General features: G+C 55.4%; 3 protein-coding genes. 2 read left to right on the top strand and 1 reads right to left on the bottom strand.

Annotated elements, in window-relative coordinates; translation table 11 throughout:
- Positions 1-19: 19 nt before the first annotated feature.
- The gene (locus tag ACFFAR_RS27220) at positions 20-940 is read right to left on the bottom strand and encodes a LysR substrate-binding domain-containing protein (protein ID WP_174365380.1); all 921 of its coding nucleotides are present in this window, start codon (positions 938-940) and stop codon (positions 20-22) included.
- A gap of 194 nt (positions 941-1,134) precedes the next feature.
- Between ACFFAR_RS27220 and ACFFAR_RS27215 the strand changes: the two genes are divergently transcribed.
- On the top strand, positions 1,135-2,535 hold the full coding sequence (locus tag ACFFAR_RS27215) for an MmgE/PrpD family protein (protein ID WP_174365381.1): 1,401 nt from the start codon (positions 1,135-1,137) through the stop codon (positions 2,533-2,535).
- A gap of 108 nt (positions 2,536-2,643) precedes the next feature.
- Positions 2,644-3,854, top strand: a 1,211-nt coding sequence (locus ACFFAR_RS27210; protein WP_375508819.1) for an MFS transporter, incomplete at its 3' end; no start/stop codon positions are given.

Below are 3,854 nucleotides of genomic sequence, written 5' to 3'. Positions count from 1 at the left end.
TCATCATGCTTTGGAAAAGTCAGCATGGCGAAACGGTCGGGCCGAGCCGCTTACGTTTTGCGTTTTCCGAGCTGATTGCCAAGAGATTTTTAAGCGTTGATGAACTGTCTCCTATTCGATAAGCAATGCCCAAGCTAGCGCGCAAGTCTGCTCCTTTGAGCGACAAATAACGGACCGCGTCGGGCCTGCTAGTACTCATGCATTTCGGAACAATCGTTACGCCGAGCGAGCTGGCCACCAGGTTGATGGTCGAGGAGATCTGCGGCGCATGCTGAACAACGTTTGGGTTAAAGCCGCATTTTTGGCACGCAAGGATAATTGATTCGGTCAAGCCAAGGCGCGTCGCGCGCGGATACAGGATGAACTGCTCATCCACCAAGCTGCTCAATGGAACGCTTTTTCTCGACGCCAGTTGATGCTGCCGGTTGACTGCAAGCACCATCTGTTCATTTGAAATCAAGTCGAATTGAATGTCATCGCCGGCATCGATCGGTAGCCGGACAAACGCCGCGTCGATGCGTCCGTGGCGTAACGCGTCGACCAATTGCGTCGAGCGGTTCTCTTCGAGCCTCAGCTCGACATCCGGATAGGACTCCCTGAAGCGATGTAAAGAAGCTGTCACGGCCGGGCTGAATGAAGCCGACTCGGTAAATCCCACGCATATTCGTCCTGCAAAGCCTTGCGCGTATAGCCGCGTCCGGTTGATCGCTTTATCGACGCTTTCGAGAATGGCACGGGACTCTTCAAAAAACACCCTGCCTGCGGCGGTCAGTGTGACTTTTCCCGGCGCCCGGTCAAACAGCCGCACTCCTAGTTCCTCTTCCAATGCCTTGATCTGCTGAGTTAGCGGCGGCTGCGCGATGCCGATCCGGCGCGCGGCCCGCGTGAAATGCAGCTCCTCGGCAACCGTCACGAAATACCGCAGATGTCGTAGCTCCATACGTTAAACGTATCCACAAGGTGGTTTCAATATATTGGACAGACATTGTACCGGCTACTAGACTAGTTTCAACCCTTAGACTTGCGTGCTTGGCCGATTCCATACGGACGACGCATCACCCTGACAACGTTTTTTTTCGACTGGAAAGTACAACGTCGGACCAATGAGAACCGCTCAAAAACCAAACAGCCACTATGACTAATAAATCGACCCACGCCCTTTCTCCTACAGCAACGCTTGCCCATTTCGCAGCGACTCTCCAATTTTCAGATATCCCTCACAGCCTAAGCGATCGCATCAAGCTGCATGTGCTTGATGGTCTGGGCGTGTGCCTACATGGCTCCTCCCTTCCCTGGACGCGCATGGTGAGGGACATGGCACTAGCCGAAGGCGGAAACACATCGGCGTCGCTGTGGGGCTGCGGCGATAAGACCTCCGTCTCGCAAGCCGTGCTAGTGAATTGCACTGCAGGACACGCGTTCGAAATGGACGATATTCATAAGGAGTCGGTTCTGCATCCGAACTCGCTGGCGATTCCCATAGCGCTGGCCCTGGCCGAGTTTGCGGGCGCGTCGGGCATCGCCATGAGCGGGCGCGAAGTGTTGACTGCAATCATTGCCGGATACGAAGTCGGAACGAGAGTTGGAAACGCCGCCACCACGTCGTTGTTTCTTAAAGGGTTTCATCCGCAAGGCACTTCCGGTGCATTTGTCGCAGCCGCAACCGCTGGCAGGATGCTCGGTCTGGACGCTGCGCAAATGCAGAATTGCCTCGGCATTGGTGGATCAATGGGCGCGGGCCTGATGGCGGCTCAAGAAGGGGCGATGGTCAAGCGTCTGCACGCTGGCAAGGCAGCGCAAAGCGGCGTCTACGCAGCGATGCTGGCGAAAGCCGGCTTTACCGGCATACCGAATGTACTCGAAGCGGATTACGGCGGCTTTCTCAGCTCCTTTTCGACCCACTATGACCTCTCGAAACTGACGAGCGACCTCGGCAGTTCGTGGGAAACGGGGAAGGTCGGCTTCAAGCTGTATCCGAACGTAACGAGCATCCATACGTCGCTCGATGCATTGCAGTCGATCCTGATAGAAGAATCAATCGATTCAACCAGGATTGCGTCGATCAAAGTGGGATGTGGGCATATGACGTACGTTCACACCGCGTGGCCGTACGTTCCCAACGGCGTGACCGCTGCGCAGATGAATCTGTACTACGGCCTTGCTGTCATGGCAATCCGGGGGAGCGTTTCCGCTGTTGACTACGCGCCGGATCGACTTGCGGACCCGGGCGTGCTTGCCTTCATTAAGCGCATCGAGGCGTTCGAAGATCCCGAGATTGAATCGATGGGATCCGCATATCGACACGGGTGCGCTCTATCGTTGACGACAACGGACGGGACGATGCATACGCGCCGCATTCTAGCGAGACGCGGCAGTCCAGAAAACGATGTCCATGCGGCGGAGATAGAAGACAAGTTTCGCAGTAACGTGGCGGCATTGTTGCCAAATGCATCGCAGAATCAGCTAATCGAACTCGTCTCGGCCTTCGATCAACTGTCAAACGTCGAGCCGATAAATGCCCTGCTTCGCCTCTAGAGGCGCGGTCAAAGAGCCCCTGGTTAAGGTGAGCAAGGTGAGGCGGCGCTTCGATTAGAACGAGCTTCTGTTTCGCTACTTAAAAAACAACTGTCGGAGACAACGGAAATGAACAGTGTTAGCGCGCGCCTCGACCGCTTGCCAATTACATCGATACACCGCAAAGCCATTATTGCGCTCGCCTTCGCTTACTTCTTCGAACTTGGTGATGTCAGCACGTTTGCTTTCGCAGCGCCAAGCCTGATGCAGCAGTGGAACATTAGCGTTCACACGGTGGCGATCATCACATCGGCCGGCTTCGGTGGCATGTTTCTGGGCGGAATTCTAGGAGGTCGAATTGCGGACTTGGCAGGACGCAAACGCGGCCTTGCGATTTTCATCCTGACCTACACGGTTGCTTCGTTGCTGAACGCGTTCGCTTGGGATGCCGCAAGCCTCGCCGCGTTGCGCGTCATGACGGGCATCGGCACCGGCGCAATGACGGTGATTGCGAATACGTGCATCAGCGAACTGTTTCCTGCGAGGCTGCGGGGCAAGTATCTCGCATCCATTCTTACGATCGGTCTGATCGGCATCCCGGCGACCGCATTAGTGGCACGAGCCGTCATCCCGCTTGCGCCCTGGGGCTGGCGATGCATTTTTGTTTGGGGCAGCCTGGGCGTAGTTTCTCTCTACTATCTGGCAAAGCTTCCAGAATCGCCGCGCTGGTATCAGATGCTTGCGCGTCACGCCGAAGCGGAGAGTGCAATTGAAGGCATCGAAGGCGTTGCTTTGAAAGAAACAGGGACGCTTGAAGCTCCGGCTTACACCGCAGCATTGAATAACGATCAAGAAAGCACGAAATACACCGACCTATTTTCTAAAGGTCAGCGCGGCAGAACGGCATTGCTGATCGTGGTCTGGGTATTCCAGACTACCGGCGCCTATGGATTCCTCGCCTGGGTCCCGACGTTACTGGTCGGTCATGGATTTTCTATTGTCAAATCGCTGACATTTACCTGTGTAATAGCCGCCTGCAATCCATTAGGATCGCTAGTCGCATCGAGGTTAGTGGAGCGCTTCGACCGCAAATGGTTCATGACCGCTGCGAGCGCGGCAATAGCAGGTTTCGGCATGCTTTATGCCACGACGTTCGAGCCGGTGTTCATTCTCGTTTTCGGTGCGCTCGTCGTCATTGGCATTCAAAGCTTTGTCGCGGCTATCTATGCTTATACACCCGAGCTGTTCCCGACGAGTCTAAGGTCGTCGGGGCATGGTCTTGTGTACGGCATTGGACGGCTGGCAAATGTGTTCAGTCCGCTTCTTATCGGAACGATCTA

The organism is uncultured Caballeronia sp. (genome assembly GCF_964243625.1).
Taxonomy (GTDB): domain Bacteria; phylum Pseudomonadota; class Gammaproteobacteria; order Burkholderiales; family Burkholderiaceae; genus Caballeronia.
This window is presented reverse-complemented; position numbering and strand designations above follow the sequence as displayed.

What these genes read in the sequence shown, in the direction of transcription:
- ACFFAR_RS27220 (WP_174365380.1), bottom strand. Translation starts at nt 940, where the DNA reads ATGGAGCTACGACATCTGCGGTATTTCGTGACGGTTGCCGAGGAGCTG.
- ACFFAR_RS27215 (WP_174365381.1), top strand. Translation starts at nt 1,135, where the DNA reads ATGACTAATAAATCGACCCACGCCCTTTCTCCTACAGCAACGCTTGCC.